This is a genomic window from Pseudomonas sp. URMO17WK12:I6, assembly GCF_003253625.1.
Lineage (GTDB): Bacteria > Pseudomonadota > Gammaproteobacteria > Pseudomonadales > Pseudomonadaceae > Aquipseudomonas.
On the sequence record NZ_QKYZ01000018.1, the window covers coordinates 81,670 to 102,901 of the forward strand.

Annotated in this window: 22 protein-coding genes and 1 pseudogene; 11 read left to right on the top strand and 12 right to left on the bottom strand. The window is 59.5% G+C overall.

The genetic code is table 11. The features are described from left to right. Positions 1-68: 68 nt before the first annotated feature. A complete protein-coding gene (msrB, locus tag F475_RS25430; protein WP_007940018.1) occupies positions 69-464 on the bottom strand; it encodes a peptide-methionine (R)-S-oxide reductase MsrB in 396 nt (131 codons plus the stop codon). A gap of 226 nt (positions 465-690) precedes the next feature. Between msrB and F475_RS25435 the strand changes: the two genes are divergently transcribed. Together F475_RS25435 and htpX are read left to right on the top strand one after the other, a co-directional pair. Continuing rightward, complete coding sequence (locus F475_RS25435; RefSeq protein WP_007940017.1) at positions 691-1,902, top strand: pyridoxal phosphate-dependent aminotransferase; 1,212 nt, start codon at positions 691-693, stop codon at positions 1,900-1,902. 317 nt (positions 1,903-2,219) lie between these two features. Next, complete coding sequence (htpX, locus tag F475_RS25440) at positions 2,220-3,107, top strand: protease HtpX (protein ID WP_008075669.1); 888 nt, start codon at positions 2,220-2,222, stop codon at positions 3,105-3,107. A gap of 216 nt (positions 3,108-3,323) precedes the next feature. Here the strand turns inward: htpX and F475_RS25445 are convergent, their stop codons facing one another. After that, a complete protein-coding gene (locus F475_RS25445) occupies positions 3,324-3,980 on the bottom strand; it encodes a thiopurine S-methyltransferase (RefSeq protein ID WP_111455025.1) in 657 nt (218 codons plus the stop codon). 103 nt (positions 3,981-4,083) lie between these two features. Between F475_RS25445 and F475_RS25450 the strand changes: the two genes are divergently transcribed. Then, a complete protein-coding gene (locus tag F475_RS25450; RefSeq protein ID WP_111455027.1) occupies positions 4,084-4,851 on the top strand; it encodes a class III extradiol ring-cleavage dioxygenase in 768 nt (255 codons plus the stop codon). Between the two features lie 109 nt (positions 4,852-4,960). On the opposite strand, the pseudogene F475_RS25455 reads toward F475_RS25450, so the two are convergent. Beyond that, positions 4,961-6,668 (bottom strand): annotated as a pseudogene (locus tag F475_RS25455) (DEAD/DEAH box helicase). A gap of 387 nt (positions 6,669-7,055) precedes the next feature. On the opposite strand from F475_RS25455, the gene F475_RS25465 reads away from it, so the two are divergent. Then, complete coding sequence (locus tag F475_RS25465) at positions 7,056-7,847, top strand: crotonase/enoyl-CoA hydratase family protein (RefSeq protein WP_111455028.1); 792 nt, start codon at positions 7,056-7,058, stop codon at positions 7,845-7,847. 57 nt (positions 7,848-7,904) lie between these two features. Here the strand turns inward: F475_RS25465 and F475_RS25470 are convergent, their stop codons facing one another. After that, complete coding sequence (locus tag F475_RS25470) at positions 7,905-8,660, bottom strand: spermidine synthase (RefSeq protein WP_007940010.1); 756 nt, start codon at positions 8,658-8,660, stop codon at positions 7,905-7,907. A 148-nt stretch (positions 8,661-8,808) separates the two neighbouring features. Between F475_RS25470 and F475_RS25475 the strand changes: the two genes are divergently transcribed. Further along, entirely contained in the window at positions 8,809-10,155 is a 1,347-nt protein-coding gene (locus F475_RS25475) for a class II 3-deoxy-7-phosphoheptulonate synthase (RefSeq protein ID WP_007899909.1), read from the top strand. Positions 10,156-10,269: 114 nt separating this feature from the next. Here F475_RS25475 and F475_RS25480 read toward each other — a convergent pair whose 3' ends face one another. Next, on the bottom strand, positions 10,270-11,499 hold the full coding sequence (locus tag F475_RS25480; RefSeq protein ID WP_111455030.1) for a winged helix-turn-helix domain-containing protein: 1,230 nt from the start codon (positions 11,497-11,499) through the stop codon (positions 10,270-10,272). A 64-nt stretch (positions 11,500-11,563) separates the two neighbouring features. Beyond that, the gene (locus F475_RS25485; protein ID WP_018930023.1) at positions 11,564-11,779 is read right to left on the bottom strand and encodes a DUF1127 domain-containing protein; all 216 of its coding nucleotides are present in this window, start codon (positions 11,777-11,779) and stop codon (positions 11,564-11,566) included. Positions 11,780-11,875: 96 nt separating this feature from the next. On the opposite strand from F475_RS25485, the gene F475_RS25490 reads away from it, so the two are divergent. Then, entirely contained in the window at positions 11,876-12,730 is an 855-nt protein-coding gene (locus tag F475_RS25490) for a LysR substrate-binding domain-containing protein (RefSeq protein ID WP_018930024.1), read from the top strand. On the opposite strand, the gene F475_RS25495 is transcribed toward F475_RS25490, so the two are convergent. Continuing rightward, entirely contained in the window at positions 12,720-13,454 is a 735-nt protein-coding gene (locus tag F475_RS25495) for a sulfite exporter TauE/SafE family protein (RefSeq protein WP_081626569.1), read from the bottom strand. The two genes, F475_RS25490 and F475_RS25495, sit on opposite strands and share 11 nt — an antisense overlap. Before the next feature lie 124 nt (positions 13,455-13,578). Here F475_RS25495 and F475_RS25500 point away from each other — a divergent pair, with 124 nt between their 5' ends. The 3 genes from F475_RS25500 (at position 13,579) to F475_RS25510 (ending at position 15,753) form a co-directional block, all read left to right on the top strand. Beyond that, on the top strand, positions 13,579-14,535 hold the full coding sequence (locus tag F475_RS25500; RefSeq protein ID WP_086944663.1) for a LysR family transcriptional regulator: 957 nt from the start codon (positions 13,579-13,581) through the stop codon (positions 14,533-14,535). A gap of 69 nt (positions 14,536-14,604) precedes the next feature. Then, the gene (locus F475_RS25505; protein ID WP_026286713.1) at positions 14,605-15,066 is read left to right on the top strand and encodes a MarR family winged helix-turn-helix transcriptional regulator; all 462 of its coding nucleotides are present in this window, start codon (positions 14,605-14,607) and stop codon (positions 15,064-15,066) included. A 267-nt stretch (positions 15,067-15,333) separates the two neighbouring features. Next, positions 15,334-15,753, top strand: coding sequence for an organic hydroperoxide resistance protein (locus tag F475_RS25510; RefSeq protein ID WP_018930027.1), 420 nt, complete (start codon positions 15,334-15,336; stop codon positions 15,751-15,753). Between the two features lie 73 nt (positions 15,754-15,826). Here F475_RS25510 and F475_RS25515 read toward each other — a convergent pair whose 3' ends face one another. Next, positions 15,827-16,396 (bottom strand): elongation factor P, encoded by a 570-nt coding sequence (locus tag F475_RS25515; protein WP_007940000.1) that lies wholly within the window; start codon positions 16,394-16,396, stop codon positions 15,827-15,829. 48 nt (positions 16,397-16,444) lie between these two features. Beyond that, a complete protein-coding gene (earP, locus tag F475_RS25520) occupies positions 16,445-17,587 on the bottom strand; it encodes an elongation factor P maturation arginine rhamnosyltransferase EarP (protein WP_111455031.1) in 1,143 nt (380 codons plus the stop codon). Between the two features lie 124 nt (positions 17,588-17,711). Here earP and F475_RS25525 point away from each other — a divergent pair, with 124 nt between their 5' ends. Both F475_RS25525 and F475_RS25530 read left to right on the top strand, forming a co-directional pair. Further along, positions 17,712-18,110, top strand: a complete 399-nt coding sequence (locus tag F475_RS25525; RefSeq protein ID WP_064616722.1) for a hypothetical protein — start codon at positions 17,712-17,714, stop codon at positions 18,108-18,110. A gap of 14 nt (positions 18,111-18,124) precedes the next feature. Then, positions 18,125-18,607 carry a GreA/GreB family elongation factor gene (locus F475_RS25530; RefSeq protein WP_111455033.1) on the top strand — a complete coding sequence of 161 codons (483 nt, stop codon included), beginning with the start codon at positions 18,125-18,127 and terminating at the stop codon, positions 18,605-18,607. Between the two features lie 13 nt (positions 18,608-18,620). On the opposite strand, the gene cysB is transcribed toward F475_RS25530, so the two are convergent. The 3 genes from cysB to F475_RS25545 all read right to left on the bottom strand — a co-directional run bounded on the left by cysB (position 18,621) and on the right by F475_RS25545 (position 21,214). Beyond that, positions 18,621-19,595 carry an HTH-type transcriptional regulator CysB gene (gene cysB, locus F475_RS25535; protein WP_007899921.1) on the bottom strand — a complete coding sequence of 325 codons (975 nt, stop codon included), beginning with the start codon at positions 19,593-19,595 and terminating at the stop codon, positions 18,621-18,623. Positions 19,596-19,708: 113 nt separating this feature from the next. Then, a complete protein-coding gene (locus F475_RS25540; RefSeq protein ID WP_007939995.1) occupies positions 19,709-20,212 on the bottom strand; it encodes a universal stress protein in 504 nt (167 codons plus the stop codon). A gap of 96 nt (positions 20,213-20,308) precedes the next feature. Further along, positions 20,309-21,214: a 5'-nucleotidase gene (locus F475_RS25545; protein ID WP_018929795.1), complete on the bottom strand. Its 906-nt coding sequence runs from the start codon at positions 21,212-21,214 to the stop codon at positions 20,309-20,311. Positions 21,215-21,232: the final 18 nt, after the last annotated feature.

The window sequence follows — 21,232 nt, forward strand, 5'->3', positions numbered from 1 at the left end:
GAACATCATTGCAGGAGCTGCCGGAGGCTGCTCCTGCGTATACAAATCAAGCGCACGACATCAGCAGATTATTCGCGGGGAACGAGGTCCAGGCACACCGAGTTGATGCAATAACGCAAACCGGTTGGCGGCGGACCGTCCGGGAACACATGCCCAAGGTGCGCATCGCATTTGGCGCAGACCACTTCGGTACGGATCATGCCATGGCTGATATCACGGATCTCGACCATCGCGCTGTCGCCAATCGGCGCATAGAAGCTCGGCCAGCCGCAGCCGGAATCGAACTTGGTTTTGGAGTCGAACAGCGGTGCGTTGCAGCAGATGCAGTGGTAAACGCCGTCGGTTTTGGTGCCGTTGTATTTACCGGAGAACGGTCGCTCGGTGCCCTTGAGGCGGCAAACGTTGTACTGCTCCGGATCAAGCATGGCCCGCCATTCTTCCAGGGTTTTTTCCAACTTTTCCATTGATACACCTCAGCAGCTGAAAAAGCCCGATCTGTACCTTTTCCACGGATCGGGCGGCACGTATGATTGCGCCTCGTCAAACGCCAGTCTGGCAGCCAGACCACGCGCATTCAAACGGATTTATGAGTGCCGCCACTCAAGGCGTCAGGCCTGTGTGAATACGCAGGATTCCCAGCACGGTCGTTCACACGCCGCCTGGATCGTTCATTTTCGGGAACACATCGCCATGCAGGTCAGCAAATCGAACAAGCTCGCCAACGTCTGCTACGACATTCGCGGCCCAGTGCTCAAGCACGCCAAACGCCTGGAAGAGGAAGGTCATCGCATCCTCAAGCTGAACATCGGCAACCCGGCGCCCTTTGGTTTCGAAGCGCCGGACGAAATTCTTCAGGACGTGATCCGCAACCTGCCGACCGCCCAGGGCTACAGCGACTCCAAAGGCCTGTTCAGCGCCCGTAAAGCCGTGATGCAGTACTACCAGCAAAAGCAGGTGGAAGGCGTCGGCATTGAAGACATTTACCTGGGCAACGGCGTTTCCGAGCTGATCGTGATGTCGATGCAGGCCCTGCTCAACAACGGCGACGAAGTGCTGGTGCCGGCCCCCGACTATCCGCTGTGGACCGCCGCAGTGAGCCTGGCGGGCGGCAACCCGGTGCATTACCTGTGCGACGAGCAGGCCAACTGGTGGCCGGACCTGGCCGACATCAAGGCCAAGATCACCCCGAACACCAAGGCCCTGGTGATCATCAACCCGAACAACCCGACCGGCGCGGTGTATTCGAAAGAAGTCCTGCTGGGCATGCTGGAACTGGCCCGTCAGCACAATCTGGTGGTGTTCTCCGACGAGATCTACGACAAGATCCTGTACGACGACGCCGTGCACATCTGCACCGCCTCGCTGGCACCGGACCTGCTGTGCCTGACCTTCAACGGCCTGTCCAAGTCCTATCGCGTGGCCGGCTTCCGCTCCGGCTGGATCGCCATTTCCGGCCCGAAACACCACGCCCAGAGCTACATCGAAGGCATCGACATGCTGGCTAATATGCGCCTGTGTGCCAACGTGCCGAGCCAGCACGCAATCCAGACCGCACTCGGTGGTTATCAGAGCATCAACGATCTGGTATTGCCCCAAGGGCGTCTGCTGGAACAGCGTAATCGTACCTGGGAACTGCTCAACGACATTCCGGGCGTGAGCTGCGTCAAGCCGATGGGTGCGCTGTATGCGTTCCCGCGGATCGATCCGAAAGTCTGCCCGATCCACAACGACGAGAAATTCGTGCTCGACCTGCTGCTCTCGGAAAAGCTGCTGGTGGTACAAGGCACGGCCTTCAACTGGCCATGGCCAGACCATTTCCGCGTGGTCACCCTGCCACGGGTCGACGACCTGGATCAGGCCATTGGCCGGATCGGCAACTTCCTCAAGTCCTATCGCCAGTAAATGGCCTGTCACCGTGCGACGCGGATAAAAGTCGCACGGTGATTAATTCAGCAACACTTCTGTGCGCCCTGCCCTGCCTCGTTGTTTCAAGCGCTGACTGACGACACGCTTCATGCCCACGCCCAATAACGGCGGGGGCCTGTGAAGCTAATCGGCTGACAACCGTTTCCCATGTCGACGTCGGAAATGCCCTTCAAGCAGCTAGACTGTTGCCGTAGGACACAGTTTGAAATAGTCACCCGGTTGAATAGCCCGGTGCAGCACCTTATATACCCCGCAGTACGCTACATCTTTAGCACGAGGAGATTTCTACAACCATGATGCGCATTTTGCTGTTTTTGGCCACTAACCTGGCGGTCGTGCTGATTGCCAGCATCACCCTGAGCCTTTTCGGCTTCAACGGGTTCATGGCGGCCAACGGGGTTGATCTCAACCTCAATCAGCTGCTGATTTTCTGTGCGGTCTTTGGTTTCGCCGGTTCCCTGTTCTCGCTGTTCATCTCCAAGTGGATGGCGAAAATGAGCACCAGCACCCAGATCATCAGCCAGCCGCGCACCCGGCATGAGCAATGGCTGCTGCAAACCGTCGAGCAACTGTCCCGCGAAGCCGGGATCAAGATGCCCGAAGTCGGGATTTTCCCGGCCTATGAAGCCAACGCCTTCGCCACCGGCTGGAACAAGAACGACGCACTGGTCGCGGTCAGCCAGGGCTTGCTCGAGCGTTTCTCGCCGGATGAAGTGAAAGCCGTTCTGGCCCACGAAATCGGTCACGTGGCCAATGGCGACATGGTCACCCTGGCGCTGATCCAGGGCGTGGTGAACACCTTCGTGATGTTCTTCGCCCGGATCATCGGCAATTTTGTCGACAAGGTGATCTTCAAGAACGAAGAAGGCCAGGGTATCGCCTACTACGTGGCGACCATCTTCGCTGAACTGGTCCTGGGCATCCTGGCCAGCGCCATCGTCATGTGGTTCTCGCGCAAGCGCGAATTCCGCGCCGACGACGCCGGCGCACGCCTGGCGGGTACCAGCGCAATGATCGGTGCCCTGCAGCGCCTGCGTGCCGAACAAGGGCTGCCGGTGCACATGCCGGATACCCTGAATGCCTTCGGCATCAACGGTGGTCTCAAACAAGGGTTCGCCCGCATGTTCATGAGCCACCCGCCGCTGGAAGAACGCATCGACGCACTGCGTCGCCGGGGCTGACAGCTTCCGCAGCACTAAAAGAAAAGGCCCGCAGTGAATGCGGGCCTTTTTTGTCTGTTTGATTAATGCGGTGCTCTTCAGGCCCTCTTCGCGGGCAAGCCTCGCTCCTACAGGTCTTGTGTCGTTCACATAATCGGCGAATTACACAAAGCCTGTAGGAGCGAGCGGTGCGGCGATCCAACTTGCCCGCGAAGAGGCCAGCAAGCTCAACACACCTTAATGGCTGGAAACCCGATACACACGCTCCTCAAGCCGCGTGACACCGGCCTCGAGAAACTTCCAGCTCTCACCCAGGACATCCTGGTCTTCCAGGATCTTCAGCTCCCACGAAGCCCCCAGCAGCCGTTGCACTTCGTCATCAAGCACAGCAAATGGCGGTCCGGCCATTTGCTTCTGGTCGTAATCCAGCGTAATCAAAATCCCTAAAGAATCCTTCGGCAGAATCCGGATCAGATGAGCCGCGTATTGTTCACGCATCGCTGGCGGCAAGGCGATCAGCGCCGCGCGGTCGTACAGTGCGCTGCAATCGGCAACATCGCCTGCCGTCAACTCGAAGAAATCGCCGCACCACAGCTCGATCGACCCGGCCCGATAGACGTTGAAAGGCCCCTGGTCGCTGATTGCCGGGTCCAGTTGATGCTCATTGAAAAAGTCCTCGATGGCCTTTTCCGACAACTCGATACCCAGCACCTCATGACCGCAGTGCGCCAGCCACAACAGGTCCAGGCTCTTGCCACACAACGGCACCAGTACGCGAGAACCTTCATCAAGGCCCAGTTGCGGCCAGAACCGTTGCAGATAGGGATTTACTTCCGGCAGATGAAAGCCGATCTGATTCGACGCCCACCGTTTGTGCCAAAACTCCGGCTGCATAATTAACCCCGAAAAATTCGATCAAAAGACTCTAAAACTTATATTAGATTTAGATCAATGATCTGACTGAAGATGCTGCCATCTTACTCCCAGGAGCTCAATTATGTTCCCCAGCCTGTATATCTCTCATGGCTCCCCCATGCTGGCCCTGGAACCTGGCGCCAGTGGGCCGGCCCTCGCGAATCTGGCCGCGACAATGCCCAAGCCCAAGGCCATCGTGATCGTTTCCGCACACTGGGAAAGCAGCGAATTGCTGGTCAGCGGCAACCCCCAACCCGAAACCTGGCACGACTTCGGCGGTTTTCCGCGGGCCTTGTTCGAGGTGCAATACCCGGCACCCGGCAGCCCGCAACTGGCGACAGAGGTCGTCGAGCTGCTAAAAGCCGATGGCCTGCCTGCGCGCATCGACGCCAAGCGCCCCTTCGACCACGGCGTTTGGGTACCCTTGTCGTTGATGTACCCGCAGGCCGATGTCCCGGTGGTGCAGGTCTCGCTGCCCACCCGTGGCGGCCCGGAGCTGCAAACCCGCGTCGGCCATGCCCTGGCCAGCCTGCGTGAGCACGGCGTGCTGTTGATCGGCTCTGGCAGCATCACCCACAACCTGCGCGAACTGGACTGGCACGCCGGCCCGGAAAGCGTCGAACCTTGGGCCAAGGCGTTCCGCGACTGGATGATCGAAAAACTCGAAGCGAACGATGAAGCCGCGCTACACGACTATCGCCAGCAAGCGCCGAACGCGGTGCGCAACCATCCGAGTGACGAACATCTGTTACCGCTGTACTTCGCCCGCGCGGCCGGAGGCGAGTTCAGCGTTGTGCACCAGGGGTTCACCATGGGGGCGCTGGGGATGGATATCTATCGTTTCGACTAATAAGTCGACCGCTGCCCCCGCTCAAACGCCAGACACAAAACAGCAGGCAAAAAAAATCCCCGAACCAGTCGGGGATTTTTTATGTTCGATCAATCAGCCCGAGAGCGGATCAATCTTCGCGGTAGCGACGCAGCTTCAACTGCTTACCGGCAACGCGAGTGTCCTTCAGTTTGGTCAGCAGACGCTCCAGACCATCTTCCGGCAGCTCGACGAGGCTGAAGCTGTCACGCACCTGAATGCGACCGATGGCTTCACGCGCCAGACCACCTTCGTTGAGGATGGCGCCCAGCAGGTTCTTGGCAGCGATACCATCACGCGCGCCCAGCGCGGTACGGCAACGAGCACGGCCTTCAGCCAGCGGGATCGGAGCACGACGCTCGCGGTCACCACGGTCCGGACGATCACCGGAACGCTCTGGACGATCGCCACGCGGTGCATTGTTCGGCACCAGCGGACGTTCTTTCTCGATCGCGGCCAGGGTCAGCGCTTGACCGTTGGTAGCCTTGCGCAGCAGAGCTGCGGCCAGGGCACGCGGGCTGCAACCGATGTCGGCAGTCAGACGATCCAGCAGATCACCGTGAGTCGACTCGGCATCACCTACCAGCGGCGACAGGCTGTTGGTCAGTTTCTTGATGCGGGCATCGAGAACAGCTTGAGCGTCCGGCAGGCGAACTTCGGCAACTTTCTGACCGGTAACACGCTCGATCACTTGCAGCATGCGGCGCTCACGAGGAGTGACCAGCAGCAGCGCGCGACCTTCGCGACCGGCACGGCCGGTACGGCCGATACGGTGAACGTAGGATTCCGGGTCGTACGGCATATCAACGTTGAACACGTGAGTGATACGCGGAACGTCCAGGCCACGAGCGGCAACGTCGGTCGCCACAACGATGTCCAGACGGCCATCCTTGAGGGATTCGATGACGCGCTCACGCTGGTTCTGAGCAATGTCACCGTTCAGCGCAGCGGCTTTGTAGCCTTTGGCTTCCAGGGCACTGGCCAGGTCCAGGGTCGCTTGCTTGGTGCGCACGAACATGATCAGGGCGTCGAAATCTTCCACTTCCAGCAAGCTGAGAACGGCAGAAGTCTTCTGGTCAGCGTGAACCAACAGGTGAGCCTGTTCGATCGCGGTAACGGTCTGAGTCTTGCTCTGGATCTTCACATGCTTCGGATCGCGCAGGTGGCGTTCGGCGATGGCACGGATCGATTGCGGCAGGGTGGCCGAGAACAATACGGTCTGACGGGTTTCCGGCATGGCCTTGAAGATAACTTCCAGGTCGTCCATGAAGCCCAGCTTGAGCATTTCGTCCGCTTCGTCGAGAACCAGGTGGTTCACGGTAGCCAGGACTTTTTCGTCGCGACGCAGGTGGTCGCACAGACGACCCGGAGTGGCGACAACAATCTGTGCGCCATTACGGATTGCTTTCAATTGTGGGCCCATCGGCGCGCCGCCGTAGACAGCCACAACAGTTACGCCCGGCATTTGCTTGGCGTAGGTTTCGAAAGCGGTTGCAACTTGTAGCGCCAACTCACGAGTTGGGGCCAGGATCAGAGCTTGCGGCTCGCGCTTGGACGGATCAATGCGGTGCAGAATCGGCAGGGCAAAGGCAGCGGTTTTACCGGTACCGGTTTGCGCCTGGCCAATCATATCGTGACCGGCGAGAATGATCGGGATCGACTGCTGCTGAATGGCCGAAGGCTCTTCATAGCCGGTAGCGACTACTGCAGCGACAATATTAGGGTGAAGTTCAAGAGCGGCGAAGCCGCCGATTTCCTGGGTCATGGGTCTGCCTCTAAGTGCATCCGCAAAGACCCATGCTCCAAAGCTGCGCATGCCGTGTTGAGACTCAAGAGTCGCCCTGGCAGCTTTGTCGGCGGGGATTTGCGAAAACGAATGAATGAAAAGAATCGTCAAGGAAGAGTCCGCGGGGCGGACGTGCAGCCGAAGCTGGCTTCGGGGAATTGCGCTACCTAAACGCGGCCCGGTTAAAGGCCGGCGCGCACTATACCGGAATTCGGCAAAAAAGGGAGCTTTTTTTGTCGGAAAAAACCGGCATACGCCGTTGTGTCACAGGCTTTGCGGATAATCGTACAACCGTCTATTTTGCAAAGGCCCGGCCCTGCTGACGATGGCGCTAAAACGGTTCACCCTTGCGACGCAGACCTTTGGTCTGACGCACCCTTCCCGCCCGAGGAAATGCTCCATGAATCAGCCCAGCCCCAGTCGTGTAACCCGTGAAAGACACGGTCATGTCCTGATGATCGGCCTGGATCGGGTGGCCAAGCGCAATGCCTTCGACCTCGACCTGCTCAATGCGCTCAGCCTGGCCTATGGCGAATTCGAAGCCGACAGTGAGGCGCGGGTCGCAGTGGTGTTCGGCCATGGCGAGCATTTCACTGCCGGGCTCGACCTGGTCAGCGCCGGCGCAGCCCTGGCCGAAGGCTGGCAGGCACCGCCCGGCGGCTGCGATCCCTGGGGCGTGTTCGGCGGCCCCCGGGTCAGCAAACCGGTGATTGTCGCGGCGCAAGGCTACTGCCTGACCGCGGGCATCGAATTGATGCTGGCCGCCGACATCAACCTGTGCGCCAGCAATACCCGTTTTGCCCAAAAGGAAGTGCAGCGCGGACTCCTCCCGTTCGGTGGCGCCACCTTGCGCCTGCATCAGGTCGCCGGTTGGGGCAACGCCATGCGCTGGCTGCTCACCGGCGATGAATTCGATGCACATGACGCCTTGCATCTGGGCCTGGTGCAGGAAGTCATGGCCAGCGAGGACTTGCTGCCACGGGCGATCGAGTTGGCCGAGAGGATTGCGAGGCAGGCACCGCTGGGGGTTCAGGCGACGTTGATGTCTGCGCGACAGGCGCGCTACGAGGGTGAAATTGCTGCGACCCAGGCATTGCCGCCGCTGGTGAAGAAACTGCTCAACAGCGAGGACGCCAAGGAGGGTGTGCGGTCGATGATCGAGAAGCGGCCAGGCGTCTTCAAAGGCTGCTGACAGATCGGCTTTTGTGGCGAGGGAGCAAGCTCCCTCGCCACAGATGACCTCATCGCATTAAGTCGCCGGCCGAATATCCTTGATCAGCGATTGCAACGAATACCCCAACCGCGGCGCCAGGCCTTCCGCGCGGGCGATCAGCCCTTCCATGTCCAGCTCCTGATCCAGCTCCGATGGCACGATCAGAATCACGTTGCCCTCCTTCACCGGCAGTTCCCAGTAATGCCGGTGATAGAGACCGCGCAACAACGCTGCACCCAACGGCTTGCCGTCGTCGGTAGCCCACTGGTTGATCACCAGCCACCCCCCCGGATTCAAGCGTTTCTGACAGTTTTCCAGAAAGCTCCAGGCCAGATGCCCGACACCCGGCCCGACATCGGTGTACAAGTCGACGAAAATCAGATCGGCCGGTTCAGCCGTATCGAGCAACTCCAGCGCATCGCCGACGCGGATGTACAGCCGCGGATCGTCATCCAGCCCCAGGTATTCGATGGCCAGGCGCGGTACGTCAGGGCGCAGCTCGATGGCTTCGACATCTTCCAGTGGCAGGAACTTCAAGCAAGCCTGGGTCAGTGTCCCAGCACCAAGGCCGAGGAACAGCGCGCTTTCCGGCTGCTCGTGGCACAGCGCACCAATCAGCATCGCGCGGGTGTAATCGTACTCGAGCCAGCTAGGGTCGGCGGTGAACACGCAGCTCTGTTCGATGGCGTCACCGAACTCCAGAAAACGGTAATCGGCCACTTCCAGCACGCGAATCACGCCGAACTCATCCTGCACCTCGGCGAGCAGATGCTCGACGCGCTCCTCAGTCATTTCGTCTCCTGATCGTTACCGGCCCCGGCAACACGATAAACCGCAACATAAAGCGGCAAAGGCGCGATTGTCCGCGAAGCGACGGGAGCAGGTCACGCACTAATTGCTGATAACATAACCGTCCGAGCGTAAAACACTAGAGACTGCGATGAGCCAACCCTGGAGCCCTGACAGCTGGCGCGCCCTGCCGATCCAGCAACAACCTCAATACCCCGACGCGGCGCATTTGCTGCACGTCGAGCAAACCCTGGCGAGCTATCCGCCACTGGTGTTTGCCGGTGAAGCGCGGGAGTTGCGCCGTCAGTTTGCCGAAGTCACCCAGGGCCGGGCATTTCTGTTGCAGGGCGGCGACTGCGCCGAAAGCTTCGCCGAATTCTCCGCCGCGAAAATTCGCGACACCTTTAAAGTGTTGCTGCAAATGGCGATCGTCATGACCTTCGCGGCCGGTTGCCCGGTGGTCAAAGTCGGACGCATGGCCGGTCAGTTCGCCAAACCCCGTTCGGCCAACGATGAAACCATCAACGGCGTGACGCTGCCGGCCTACCGTGGCGACATCGTCAACGGCATTGGTTTCGACGAAAAAAGCCGCGTACCGGACCCGGATCGCCTGCTGCAGTCCTACCATCAGTCCACCGCGACCCTGAATCTGCTGCGCGCCTTTGCCCAGGGCGGCTTTGCCGATCTGCATCAGGTACACAAATGGAACCTGGACTTCATCGCCAACTCGGCACTGGCCGAGAAATACAGCCACCTGGCCGATCGCATCGATGAAACCCTGGCCTTCATGCGCGCCTGCGGCATGGACAGCTCGCCGCAACTGCGCGAAACCAGTTTCTTCACCGCCCACGAAGCGCTGCTGCTGAACTACGAAGAAGCCTTCGTGCGTCGCGACAGCCTGACCAACGACTACTACGACTGCTCGGCCCACATGCTGTGGATCGGTGACCGTACACGTCAACTGGACGGTGCTCACGTCGAATTCCTGCGCGGGGTGCATAACCCGATCGGGGTCAAGGTCGGCCCGAGCATGAACCCTGAAGACCTGATTCGCCTGATCGATGTGCTCAACCCGGACAACGACCCGGGTCGCCTGAACCTGATTGCGCGGATGGGCGCGAACAAGGTCGGCGATCACCTGCCGCAACTGATTCGCGCGGTGCAGCGCGAAGGCAAGCAAGTGCTTTGGAGCTCCGACCCGATGCACGGCAACACCATCAAGGCCAGCAGCGGCTACAAGACCCGCGACTTCGCGCAGATCCTTGGCGAGGTGAAGCAGTTCTTCCAGGTTCACGAAGCGGAAGGCAGTTATGCCGGCGGCATACACATCGAAATGACCGGGCAGAACGTCACCGAATGCATCGGTGGTGCGCGGCCGATTACCGAAGACGGGCTGTCGGATCGTTATCACACCCATTGCGACCCGCGGATGAATGCCGATCAGTCGCTGGAACTGGCGTTTTTGATTGCAGAGACCCTGAAGCAAGTCCGCCGTTAAATCGCGTTAAGCCCTTCGCGGGCAAGCCTCGCTCCTACAGGTTTTGGGTCGTTCACATTTCCGGTGGACGACATAAAACCTGTAGGAGCGAGGCTTGCCCGCGAAGGCGTCAATTCAAACAACACTGAATTGAGCCAACGCCCCCCGCAACCGCGCCGCACTCGCCCGCGGGCAATTCAGCTGAAGCCGCTCGAGCCCCAACCAGTCCGCCATCCGCCGCAGATTGACCGCCAACGCCAGCATCCCTTCATCATCCAGCCCCGGCTCTTCCTCATGCACGGCATGCACCGCCAACCGGCCCGACGCTCGTTCGGCTCGCAAGTCGACCCGCGCAGCAATCCGCTCATTGTGCAAAAACGGCAAGACGTAATAGCCGTAGACGCGTTTATTCTGCGGCGTATAAATCTCCAGCCGATAACGGAAATCGAACAATCGCTCGGTACGGCTGCGCTCCCAAATCAGCGAATCGAATGGTGAAAGCAGCGCACTGGCCTCGACCTTACGCGGCACTTTCGGCTCAGCCAGGCAATAAGCCGGTTGCCGCCAGCCTTCAACTCCACAGACCAGCAGCTTTCCGCCCTCGACCAGTTCCGCCAGACGCGGCCGGCTGTCTGCCGGGCTCAAGCGAAAATAGTCCCGCAGGTCCTTTTCCGTGCCGACGCCCAACGCCGTGGCCGCATGCAGCAATAACCCGCGCTGGGCTTCGGCTTCACTGAGCAAGGGCTGCTGCAGAAGCGCCGAAGGAATCACCCGTTCCGGCAAATCATAAAGCCGTTCGAACCCGCGCCGGCTGGCCACGGTCACTTCACCGGCGGCGAACAACCATTCAAGCGCATGCTTTTCAGCGCTCCAGTCCCACCACGGCCCTGCCCGTTCCTGACGGGTCGACAGGCTGCCCGCCCCCAGCGCACCGAGCTCCTGGACCGACGCTAAAACACGGCGAATCGTGTCCTGCTGCTCACGACCGAAACGCGCCAGTTGCTGGTAGATATCTTCGCCACGGGAAGCGCGCTGCATGCGCCAGCGCATCAAGGGGTACATCGACAACGGTAATAACGAAGCTTCGTGGCCCCAATACTCGAACAACGTGCGCCGGCGGCCCTGACTCCAGGCAGCCTGATCGAGCAAGTCGGTTGAATAATTGCCAAGACGGGAAAACACGGGAAGGTAGTGCGAACGCACCAGTGCATTGACCGAATCGATCTGCAGAATGCCGAGCCGTTCGATCAGCCGGTTGAGCTGAACCGGCTTGATCGCCGCCGGCGGCTGGCGCCCGTTGAACCCTTGGGCAGCCAGCGCCAGACGCCGAGCCTGTTTGAGGGAAAAGGACAGTGTGGCGGGCATGAGCATCTCCTTGTCTGCTCGCAACCTACCTCACCCGAAAGTGGTTTGTGTAGCGATGGCATCATCATTTGTGCATCGGATCATCCCAGAACGGTCTTACTGCCTCATGCTCCACATCTGCGCGGCTCACGCCGATATCCTTCAGTGCTTCGTCGCTCAAGCTCGCCAGTAATTCACGTTCACGGTGAAGTTCGTACCAGCGACTAAACTTGTGCAGCAGATCGGATACCGCGTGGATTGAGAATTTTTGTTCCGTTACATGCTCGTTGTGACCTTTCATCGTGTAGCCCTCCTTTAGGGATGGATCCAGTCTCGCCGCAGCGCTAAGATCAATCCAACGAATGTTTCTGATGGCATACATCTCGGAGATTGATGAATGTCCGCCTACCCCAGTATCGACACCGATGTACTGCGCACCTTCGTCGCGATCGCTGATCAGGGCGGCTTTACCCGCGCCGGGGAAATGGTCAACCGCACCCAGTCGGCGGTGAGCATGCAGATGAAACGTCTGGAAGAAGACGTGTTGCAGCGCCAGCTGTTCGAACGCGACGGGCGCCAGGTCAAGCTGACCGCCGAAGGCCAGGTGCTGCTCGGCTATGCGCGGCGCATCCTCAAACTCCACAGCGAAGTCTTCAATACCCTGCGCGAGCCGCACATGGTCGGCACGGTGCGCATCGGCACGCCCGACGATTACGTGATGCGCTTTCTGCCGGGCATCCTGTCGCGCTTCGCGCAGTTCTACCCGCTGATCCAGATCGAGGTTCATTGCGAGTCGACCCGGCAACTGTTGCAGCGCCAGGACCTGGACCTGTCCATCGTCACCCGCGAGCCGGGTAACGAGATCGGCCAGTTGTTGCGCAAGGAGCGCTTTGTCTGGGCCGAGGCCCAATGCTTCAACGCCCACGAGCAGACGCCGCTGCCGCTGGCGATGTTCAATAGCGATTGTTTCTGCCGTGCCTGGGCGTGTAATGCGCTGGAAGCCATGGGTCGCGATTATCGCATTGCCTACAACAGCTCCAGCCTGTCGGCGTTGATGGCCGTGGTCAGCGCGGGGCTTGCGATCACCGCGCAACTGGAAAGCCTGATCACGCCAGACATGCGCATCCTTGGCGCCGACGAAGACCTGCCCCTGTTGCCGGAAGCCAGCATCATGCTGATCCGCAACCTGAACAACCCTTCACCGATCACCGAATGCCTGGCCGAGCACATCGTCGAAGGCTTCAAACTTTAAAGGCGAGCATCACCGCGCAGCACACCAGAAACCCACAGAACAGCCCGCGCAACAGCCGCTCCGGCAGTGCGTGGGCGATTCTCACGCCCCAACTGATGCTCATCAATCCACCGACCGCCAAGGGAATACCGATCGCCCAGTGCACCTGATGGTGCACCGCATAAGTCGCCAACGTGACGCCCGTGCTCGGCAATGCCAGTGCCAGCGACAAGCCCTGGGCAACCACTTGGCTGGTACCGAACAGACTGGTCAACACCGGCGTGGCCACCACCGCCCCACCCACGCCAAACAACCCGCCCATGGTCCCGGAAGCCGCGCCGAGCACACCCAGCCACGGCCATGAATAATGCATCTGTGAAGACGCCGGCGCAGTGGCGGTGAACATTCGCATCAGGTTGTAGGCCGACAGCGCGACCAGGAACGCGACAAACCCCACGCGCATGGTTTGCGCATCGATGCCCACCGCCCAGATCGAACCGATCCAGGCGAAGCAGAATCCCATCGAAGCCAATGGCAGCGCATGACGCAATTCGATGCGATTGCGCTGGTGATAACGCCATAGCGCCAGCATCACGTTCGGCACCACCATCACCAGCGCCGTGCCTTGGGCGACCTGCTGATCGAGACCGCACCACACGCCCAGCAGCGGAATCGCCACCAACCCACCACCAATGCCGAAGAGCCCGCCGAGGGTGCCCATGGCGGCGCCAAAAACCAGGTACATCACGAACTCAATCACAGGCGGTTTCCTCTTGTCAGGCCGCTCATCCTACGCAGTCGGCTCTGGCAGGGAAACGCATAGCAACGCACAATGGCTGTGCCAAATTCGCATAAGCGTTAATGAAGCCATGAACCCCAATCAATTGACCGAACAACTCGGACTGTTTCTGGATGTGCTGGAGACCGGCAGTTTTTCCGCTGCATCCCGCCGTCATCCCCTGACGCCATCGGCGGTGGCGCGACGTATCGATAGCCTGGAAAGCGCCGTCGGCAGTCAGCTGTTCATTCGCAGCACCCACGCGGTGCGGGCTACCCCGGCAGGCTTGGCCTTTGCCGAGCGCGCGCGGCGGATCGTCGCGGAACTGCGGCTGGCGCGGGCGGAAGCGGTGTCCCTGAGCAACGCGCCGGAAGGCTTGATTCGGGTCGATGCGCCGGCAGCGTTCGGACGACGCCATCTGGCACCGGTGATTGCCGACTTCCTGACCCTTTACCCCGGTCTCGACGTGCAATTGCACCTGATCGACAGCTTTGTCGACATGCAGGGTTCGAACCTGGGCAAGGTCGACCTGGTATTGCGTGCCGGGCAAATGGCCGATACCCGGCTGGTGGCCACGCCGCTGGCGAGCATGGTGCGCATCGCCTGCGCCAGCCCCGATTACCTGCAACGCCGTGGCGTGCCGACCGAGCCGGCGCAATTGGTCGACCACGACGGTCTGGATTGGGATGGCCTGGCTCCGCCGTTCGCCTGGCGCTTCGAGCGGGATGGGCAGATGCACTTGCACCGGCCTGCGCGAATCCGCATGAGCGCCAACAACGCCGAGGCGCTGGTCTGCGGCGCACTGGCCGGGTTGGGTGTCGCGCATCTGCCGACCTGGCTGGCCAGTGAGTATTTATTGCGCGGCGAATTGCTGCCGCTGTTCTGCGAACAAGGTCTGCCAAAACCGGAAAGCACCGGTATTTATGCGTTACGCCTGGAGCAGCAGCCCAGTTCGCGTAGCCGCTTGCTGCTGGAATACCTGAAGACCCGTTTCAGCCCCATCCCACCGTGGGATCTGGCGCTGCAAACCAACCTGGACCGCCACTAGTCCATAATTATCTGGCGCATTAAAGATTCGCCCGCTAGATTCATGACGATCACTGATCAAGGCTTTGAAATGAACACCGAGCGCGACACCCCGGACAACTGCGATAACCTGCTGCTGGATAATCAGGTCTGCTTCGCCCTGCATTCCACTTCATTGCTGATGACCAAGGTTTACAAGCCGCTGCTGCAAGCGCTGGGCCTGACGTATCCGCAGTACCTGGCAATGATGGTGTTGTGGGAAAAGGACGGATTGACGGTCGGCGAAATCAGCAGCCGACTGCTGACCGACCCCGGCTCCCTCACCCCGCTGCTCAAACGCCTGGAAGCCGAAGGCCTGCTGAGCCGCACCCGCAGCCGCGAAGACGAACGGGTGGTGATTGTCGAACTCACCGAGCAAGGCCATGCGCTGCGAGACAAAGCGCGCGACATTCCGCAGTGCATCCTCGGCGCCAGCGGGCAGACGCTGGAGCAGTTGAAGAAGCTGCAAGCGGATCTCCAGGAGCTGCGCAGCCACCTGCAAGACAGCCTTTAGACCGCGTTATCGTTCTTCGCGGGCAAGTCGGATCGCCCGCGAAGGCGTCCTCCCCCGTCGCAAAAAAATTCACTTCGCATAAATCCCGCACGAAAGCCTCTATCTCAAGCATCTCCCGCCTGATCGAATCTCCAGGTGATGGGCAGGGTCAGTTTTTTTCAAAAATTTATCTTGCGCGCTAAATATTAGCGAGCTACATTCACTTCGCACTTACTTAGCGCTCAAACATTTAGCGCGAAACACCCAATCCGAAACGAGGCTCACACCATGCAAACTCTCTACACCGCAATCGCAACCTCCACCGGCGGCCGTGACGGTCGTTCGATCTCCAGCGACAACGTCCTCGACGTCAAACTCGCGACCCCGAAAGAACTCGGTGGCGCCGGCGGTGCGGCAACCAACCCTGAACAATTGTTCGCCGCCGGCTATTCCGCCTGCTTCATCGGCGCGCTGAAATTCGTCGCCAGCCAGACCAAACGCAAAATCCCCGACGACGCCTCGATCACCGCCCATGTCGGCATCGGCCAGATCCCTGGTGGTTTCGGCCTGGACATCGACCTGCACATCAGCCTGCCGGGCCTTGAACAAGCCGATGCACAAAGCCTGGTCGACGCCGCCCACCAGGTCTGCCCGTACTCCAACGCCACGCGTGGCAACGTCGATGTGCGCCTGCACGTTGCCGTTTAATCACTGATCTTGATCATTCGCCCACAAAAAAGCCCGACTCAATGGTCGGGCTTTTTCATTCCTCAAGCGGTGCTTATTTAGCACGGCCTTTGTAGGAACCGCCTTCGCGGGTATCGATCTCGATCATGTCGCCGATTTCGATGAAGTCAGCAACCGACAGCTCGGTACCGTTCTTCAGTTTGGCAGGCTTCATCACCTTGCCGGAAGTATCACCGCGAGCGGAGCCTTCGGTGTAGTCAACCTGACGCACGATAGTGGTCGGCAGTTCTACGGAAACCAGACGCTCTTCGAAGAAGATCGCTTCGCAAACATCGGTCATGCCTTCTTCAACGAAAGGCAGAACGGCTTCGATGTCTTCAGCGTTCAGCTCGTACATGGTGTAGTCAGTGGTGTCCATGAACGTGTAGGAGTCGCCGCTGATGAAGGACAGGGTCGCTTCTTTGCGGTCGAGGATCACGTCGTCCAGTTTGTCGTCGGCGCTGTAAACGGTCTCGGTCTTGTAACCGGTCAACAGGTTTTTCAGCTTGGTCTTCATGATCGCGCTGTTACGACCCGACTTGGTGAATTCAGCTTTCTGAACCAGCCAAGGATCGTTGTCGATACGGATCACCATACCGGGTTTCAGTTCTTTACCAGTTTTCATTGCGAATATCCGAATTTGGATGGGATTTACAAAAATCTAGGCCGCGTATCATATCCAATTTAGGTAAAACTGTACCAGCGCTGCGGCAAGATCTGCCTGCAAGGCTTGTTCCAGACACCACGCCTCGGCATGTTTTTCCAGTTCCGGCCAATGTTTGCGGGTTGATTTCCAGTACTCGCCCATTGTCTCACCTGCATTCCATGCCCGCCATAGACCGCTGATCGCTTCGCCAGCAGGTTTGGACAGGCCTTGGGTGTACAGGGTCAGGAAGGCGTCGAGCTTGTCCAGGTGGATATCTTCGTCCTGCCGATAGATGTGCCAGAGCAGTGGCCGGCCTGCCCATTGCGCGCGAACAAAGGAATCTTCGCCGCGCACGGCGTTGAAATCGCAGCTCCACAGCAGCAGGTCATATTGATCCTGCCGGACGAACGGCAGCACTTGCACAGTCAGGGCATCGCGCACATGCACCGCGCCGGCCGTCAGCCCGTCCACTGCGAGCCAGCGTTCGACGTCGCCGAGAATCCGCCCCTCGGGCACCAACAGATGAGTGGGCGTCGAGTCGGCAGCCATGGCGTCGAGCCAACTGGCCAGCCCGTTATTCTCGTAGGCGAACAGCGAGATCAGCTGCGCATTCGGGGCGCGTTCAACCCCCAGGCCTTGCAGGAACTCTCGCTGAGCCTCGGGACTTTGCTGAAACTGCCGACGCCGCTCGAGCAATCCCCTCTCACGCAGCAAGCCACCGGTGCCCTTGCGAAAACCCGGGAAGAAAAAGAACTTCTGCACGTTCTTGTACTTCACCGACGGCAAGCCGTGACAACCGACCACCCAGTCTTCGGCGCTCAGATAATCGAGGTTCATCCACAGCGGCGGCTTTTCCCGCTCGGCCATGGCCTCCATATAAGCACTCGGCAACTGGCAGGCGAACGCGGCGATAACGACATCCGCGGCTTCGGTGGGTTGCCAGTGCGCTGACCACTGCCGCACCTCGACACCCTGCTGCCACTGCTGCGTAGCGTGGATGTCGATTTCTGGACACAACCGCTCGAAGGCCCGCAGGTCATCGACCCACAAGCGCACCGTCACTGAATGTTCGGCCACCAGTTGGCGGGCCAGACGCCAAGTCACACCGATGTCGCCGAAATTGTCGACCACGGTGCAAAAAATATCCCAGCGGGTTTTCATTTCAGGCATCCCAGGTTCCCGTTGGCAAAAGCGCCGATTGTCCGCATAAATTACCCCGCGCAGAAGAGCCGACGACGATTAATCTTCGTGCGACAATCGCCACTCGCCCGCGACCACCCGCCAGGAGGCAGTCATGCCCTACCGTCCCCACCCGCGCCGCTCCATGCCGATCCAGCTCAATGCGCTGCAACTGACCGGCAGCATCGCCCTCGGTTTGTGGCTGGGATTTATCGCGATCGCACTGACTTGCTGGCTCGCCTGGCGCCTGTTGTTCAACGAGCAATTGGCACCCTTGGCCCAGGCGGTGGAGCAACAGGCCAAGCCGCCGGTGATTGAACAACCCGCTGCGCAAAACCCGATGTTCGAACAGTACGAGGAACACCTGCGCAGGAACGATCAGCAGCAAATGGTGGAACAGGCCAGAAGCAGCAAACACAATCTGGCCAATCCAAAATGTCAGTTCTGGCTGCAACAGGACCAGACCGCGCCGAGCGAAAAAAGCCGCGCCAACGTCCTGCAATTCTGCGATTGATCATGAAGCTCTCTATGCACAAGCCGACCGTCCACCAACTGATTATCGACAAGCTGCGGATCGATCTCGACATCGCCGAGCGTGCCGCGCAAACCGCTTACGAAACCGCGACCCACGAAGAAAACATAGCCGAAAACAAGTACGACACCCTGGGGCTGGAGGCGTCTTATCTGGCGGCCGGGCAGGCCAGGCGAGTGGAAGAAATCAGGCTGTCATTGACCCTTTGCCAGAACCTGACACTGCGGCCTTATGACGAGCGGCGCGGCATCGAGGTCGGCGCCCTGCTCGGCCTGGAAGACGAAAAGGGTCGCGAACAATGGCTGTTCCTGGCCCCCGACGCAGCCGGATTGAAGATTGATCTGGTGGGGCAACTGATTACCGTCATCACCCCTCGTTCGCCGCTGGGTAAAAGCCTGCTGGGCAAGTTCGAAGGGGATGAAGTGGAGATTCTGGTGGCGGGCGCTCGGCAACAGTTTGCTGTCACCGAGGTGATCTAGCGTCTGTTGACGCTTAATGGACCGGCAGTTCGACGCCGTCGAACAGCTCTTCCAGTTCCTGTTTGTTGTGGCACTGAATGGCCTTGGCCATCACTTCGCGGGTCAGGTGCGGAGCGAACTTCTCGATAAAGTCGCACATGAAGCCACGCAGGAAAGTGCCGCGACGGAAACCGATTTTGGTAATACTGGATTCGAACAACTCGCTGGCATCGAGCACCACCAGGTCGCTATCGAGCTTGGTATCGACCGCCATTTTCGCCACGATGCCCACACCCAGCCCCAGGCGAACGTACGTCTTGATCACGTCGGCGTCAGCGGCGGTGAACACCACTTTCGGTGTCAGGCCACGGTGGCTGAAGGCTTCGTCGAGTTTCGAACGGCCGGTGAAGCCGAATACGTACGTCACGATCGGGTATTCGGCCAGGGCTTCGAGGGTCAGCTTCGACAGCTTGGTCAGCGGGTGGCCCTGAGGCACGACCACGCAGCGGTTCCAGCGATAGCACGGCATCATCACCAGATCACCGAACAGCTCCAGGGCTTCGGTGGCGATGGCGAAATCGACGGTGCCGTCCGCAGCCATCTCGGCGATCTGCATCGGCGAACCCTGGTGCATGTGCAGGGCAACATCCGGGTATTGCTTGATGAAATTGCTGATCACCGGTGGCAATGCATAACGCGCCTGGGTGTGGGTGGTGGCGATCGACAGGGTGCCTTTTTTCTCGTTGGAGAATTCCTGGGCGATCTGTTTGATGCTTTCAACTTTGCGCAGGATCTCACCGGCGGTGGTGATGATGCGCTCGCCGGCCGGGGTAACGCGGGTCAGATGCTTGCCGCTGCGGGCGAAAACCTCGACCCCCAATTCGTCTTCCAGCAGACGAATCTGTTTGCTGATGCCCGGTTGCGAGGTGTAGAGGCTTTGGGCTGTAGCAGAAACGTTGAGGTCGTGGTGCGCCACTTCCCAGATGTAGCGCAGTTGTTGAAGCTTCATATGAATCCCTCAAAGCAGGTAGACGCCACGGGCATCAGCGACGGTATATAACTATATTAATGGTTAGACCAATAAATCTAGAACTTTTTTGTCAAAATGCCATTATTCGTGTTCTAGCGATCCTCTTTGCGGCGACGCTCTACCAGCGGCACCAGATAGACCGGCACCCTGGCCAGTTGCAACACGCGCGCAGCGGTTCGACCCAACGGCGTTTCCGCGCCAGCACCATGGCTGTGACTCCCTACGATCAGTAAATCGACAGAGAGTTTCTGCGCCTGGTCGAGAATCACCTGCGACGGATCGCCCTGCAGCACCCGCACAGCCTGAATCCGCTGCAAATCCTGCTCTCCTTCATCCCCCAGCTCTTCGCGAAAGTTGTCGAGCACCCGTTGCTGAATATTGGCGATCACATTGTTCAGACCTTGACTGTGAAATTCGTTCAAGGCCTTCTCGTCGAGATAGCTTTGCAACACGGATTCGGCAAACAGCCCCATGGGCTCTACCGCGTGCACCACATACAAGTCGGCATTGAATGTTCGAGCCAGTTCCAAGGCATGCTGCATCACCAATGGTGCGTACAGACCCAAGTCAGTGGCATACAGCATCGAACGAATCATATGACCTCCTCAAATGCCAACATGGCGGAGATTGATTCAGCTTAGCAGTGCCGTGGCGAGTGCGGCGCCCGGCGCAACGTATTGAACCGCCGGGCTTTAAACCGACGGTTCGTTACTGATGCCATGGGGCACGTGCCCGGTGGCGACCACTTCGCGGGCCAGTTCGCAATGGCCTGCCTGATCGTCGAAAAATACGTCGGCGGCAAAGGCTTCGAGAAAAGCTGATTTGGTCAAGCCGCCAAGAAACAGCGATTCGTCCAGACGAATGTCCCATTCGCGCAAGGTACGGATCACCCGTTCATGGGCCGGCGCCGATCGCGCGGTCACCAGCGCGGTACGGATCGGACAGGCATCATCCGGAAACTCGCGCTGCAACAGATTGAGCGCCGCGAGGAAACCTTTGAACGGCCCGCCACGCAAAGGCTCGCGGGCCGCCTCACGCTCGCTGGCCTGAAACGCCGCCAGGCCTCCCGACTGATAGACCCGCTCCGACTCGTCGGAAAACAGCACCGCGTCACCGTCGAAGGCAATGCGCAATTCATCGCTGGCGGCGCGACTGGCACCGCCCGATAGAATAGTCGCTGCGGCGAATCCGGCCTCCAGCGCATTGCGCACATCTTCGGCATGGGTCGAGAGAAACAGGTCGCAACCAAAAGCCTTGAGGTACGGATAAGGACTGCGCCCGCCGACGAACGCCGCACGCGAGATCGACAGGCCATAGTGATGAATCGAGTTGAAAACCCGCAGGCCGGTGTCGGCGCTGTTACGCGACACAAGGATCACCTCGACCCGGGCACGGCCGAGACGGGTATTCAGGTTCAGGAGTTTTTCCACCAACGGGAACGCATCGCCGGGCTCGAGAATTTCGTCTTCGTGTTCGATCTGGTACTGCCGATAAGCCTCGACGCCGCTCGACAGATAGACCTTGTGGCTCTCGCTCAAGTCGAACAGCGCTCGCGAAGAAATCGCCAGCACCAGTTTGTCGTCTATGACATTTGCCATGCCCTTCCCCCTTCTTGA

What these genes read in the sequence shown, in the direction of transcription:
- F475_RS25545 (WP_018929795.1), bottom strand. Translation starts at nt 21,214, where the DNA reads ATGGCAAATGTCATAGACGACAAACTGGTGCTGGCGATTTCTTCGCGA.
- F475_RS25510 (WP_018930027.1), top strand. Translation starts at nt 15,334, where the DNA reads ATGCAAACTCTCTACACCGCAATCGCAACCTCCACCGGCGGCCGTGAC.
- F475_RS25445 (WP_111455025.1), bottom strand. Translation starts at nt 3,980, where the DNA reads ATGCAGCCGGAGTTTTGGCACAAACGGTGGGCGTCGAATCAGATCGGC.
- F475_RS25530 (WP_111455033.1), top strand. Translation starts at nt 18,125, where the DNA reads ATGCACAAGCCGACCGTCCACCAACTGATTATCGACAAGCTGCGGATC.
- htpX (WP_008075669.1), top strand. Translation starts at nt 2,220, where the DNA reads ATGATGCGCATTTTGCTGTTTTTGGCCACTAACCTGGCGGTCGTGCTG.
- F475_RS25505 (WP_026286713.1), top strand. Translation starts at nt 14,605, where the DNA reads ATGAACACCGAGCGCGACACCCCGGACAACTGCGATAACCTGCTGCTG.
- F475_RS25515 (WP_007940000.1), bottom strand. Translation starts at nt 16,396, where the DNA reads ATGAAAACTGGTAAAGAACTGAAACCCGGTATGGTGATCCGTATCGAC.
- F475_RS25500 (WP_086944663.1), top strand. Translation starts at nt 13,579, where the DNA reads ATGAACCCCAATCAATTGACCGAACAACTCGGACTGTTTCTGGATGTG.
- F475_RS25495 (WP_081626569.1), bottom strand. Translation starts at nt 13,454, where the DNA reads ATGTACCTGGTTTTTGGCGCCGCCATGGGCACCCTCGGCGGGCTCTTC.
- F475_RS25525 (WP_064616722.1), top strand. Translation starts at nt 17,712, where the DNA reads ATGCCCTACCGTCCCCACCCGCGCCGCTCCATGCCGATCCAGCTCAAT.
- F475_RS25485 (WP_018930023.1), bottom strand. Translation starts at nt 11,779, where the DNA reads ATGAAAGGTCACAACGAGCATGTAACGGAACAAAAATTCTCAATCCAC.
- cysB (WP_007899921.1), bottom strand. Translation starts at nt 19,595, where the DNA reads ATGAAGCTTCAACAACTGCGCTACATCTGGGAAGTGGCGCACCACGAC.
- F475_RS25450 (WP_111455027.1), top strand. Translation starts at nt 4,084, where the DNA reads ATGTTCCCCAGCCTGTATATCTCTCATGGCTCCCCCATGCTGGCCCTG.
- F475_RS25480 (WP_111455030.1), bottom strand. Translation starts at nt 11,499, where the DNA reads ATGCCCGCCACACTGTCCTTTTCCCTCAAACAGGCTCGGCGTCTGGCG.
- F475_RS25475 (WP_007899909.1), top strand. Translation starts at nt 8,809, where the DNA reads ATGAGCCAACCCTGGAGCCCTGACAGCTGGCGCGCCCTGCCGATCCAG.
- F475_RS25540 (WP_007939995.1), bottom strand. Translation starts at nt 20,212, where the DNA reads ATGATTCGTTCGATGCTGTATGCCACTGACTTGGGTCTGTACGCACCA.
- earP (WP_111455031.1), bottom strand. Translation starts at nt 17,587, where the DNA reads ATGCCTGAAATGAAAACCCGCTGGGATATTTTTTGCACCGTGGTCGAC.
- F475_RS25465 (WP_111455028.1), top strand. Translation starts at nt 7,056, where the DNA reads ATGAATCAGCCCAGCCCCAGTCGTGTAACCCGTGAAAGACACGGTCAT.
- F475_RS25490 (WP_018930024.1), top strand. Translation starts at nt 11,876, where the DNA reads ATGTCCGCCTACCCCAGTATCGACACCGATGTACTGCGCACCTTCGTC.
- msrB (WP_007940018.1), bottom strand. Translation starts at nt 464, where the DNA reads ATGGAAAAGTTGGAAAAAACCCTGGAAGAATGGCGGGCCATGCTTGAT.
- F475_RS25470 (WP_007940010.1), bottom strand. Translation starts at nt 8,660, where the DNA reads ATGACTGAGGAGCGCGTCGAGCATCTGCTCGCCGAGGTGCAGGATGAG.
- F475_RS25435 (WP_007940017.1), top strand. Translation starts at nt 691, where the DNA reads ATGCAGGTCAGCAAATCGAACAAGCTCGCCAACGTCTGCTACGACATT.